The sequence below is a fragment of the Streptomyces sp. WAC04114 genome, assembly GCF_019733245.1.
GTDB classification, from domain to species: Bacteria; Actinomycetota; Actinomycetes; order Streptomycetales; family Streptomycetaceae; genus Streptomyces; species Streptomyces massasporeus_A.
This window is the reverse complement of record NZ_JAIGQA010000399.1, coordinates 1-741: the sequence shown is the minus strand read 5'-3', so window position 1 is coordinate 741 and position 741 is coordinate 1. Positions and strand designations below refer to the sequence as shown.

1 protein-coding gene is annotated in these 741 nt (G+C 76.0%); it reads right to left on the bottom strand.

From position 1 onward, the window contains the following. Positions 1–741 (bottom strand): ATP-binding cassette domain-containing protein (locus tag K4G64_RS39425; protein ID WP_221760643.1); only part of this gene is annotated, 741 nt, incomplete at both ends.

The window sequence follows — 741 nt, the reverse complement described above, 5'->3', positions numbered from 1 at the left end:
GTGCCCGTCCGCGGTCGGGGGCATGGCCGAGGCCGCCCGGGTGAGTCCGGCGGCGGTGAGGGCGGGGCCGCCCAGTTCGGCCGTCACGGTGCCGCGCACGAAGACCAGCGTGCGCCGGCACACGCTCGCCACCTCCTCGAAGTCGGTGGACAGCAGCAGCACCGCGAGGCCCGCCTCCAGCGCCTCCTGGAGCAGGCGGTGGATGGCGGCCTTGGCTCCGACGTCGACGCTCGCGGTCGGCTCCTCCAGGATCAGCAGTCGCAGGTCCGTGCGCAGCCAGCGGCCGATCATGACCTTCTGCTGGTTGCCGCCGGAGAGTGTGGCGATGGGCGTCTCGGTGTCGCGGGGGCGCACCGAGAAGCGTTCCATCAGGGCGGCGGCCCGGGCCCGTTCACCACGGGGGCCGATCCAGCGCGGTACCGGAGGGCCTCCCGCGCGGGGGTTGGCCAGGAGGTTCTCCCGCACGGTCAGCTCGGCGAGACAGCCCTCCCGCAGCCGGTCGCCCGGCACGAGCCCCACCCCGAGCCCGACGGCTTCGGCGACCGAACGGGGACGGTACGGCCGCCCGTCCAGCAAGGCCCGCCCGCCCAGCAGGGACCCTGCCCCGGCGAGGGCGCGGCCCAGGTCCATGTGCCCGGCGTCGGAGAGTCCGACCAGGCCGAGGACCTCCCCCGGCGCGACCTCCAGGTGGACGGGTCCGGCCCGGGCGGTACGCACGCTGTCGAGGACCAGGACGGGGGG